Genomic DNA, 241 nt, shown 5'->3' on the forward strand with positions numbered 1-241 from the left:
TAATTGTCCAAATGGTATTGTTGCTTAAAGAATTACAATCATTTGTATGAAAATAACGTTTAAAGCTATCTGTTTTTGGGTTGTATCTACTCAATCCATTATACGTTCCAATCCAAATAAAAACATCAGAATCTTCTAAAATCGATAAAATATCGTTGTTATTTATAGAAGTAAGATCGATTGTATTTCTATATACAGTAAAAGAATTCCCATCCTATTTATTCCAACCATCTCTGGTTCC

Annotated in this window: 1 protein-coding gene; it reads right to left on the minus strand. The window is 28.6% G+C overall.

The window, feature by feature from the left end; genetic code table 11:
• Positions 1–181: two-component regulator propeller domain-containing protein (locus ACY2RW_RS16310; protein WP_490123784.1), on the minus strand; the 181-nt coding region annotated here is incomplete at its 3' end.
• Positions 182–241: the final 60 nt, after the last annotated feature.

The sequence above is a fragment of the Polaribacter sp. 2305UL8-11 genome, from assembly GCF_058147165.1.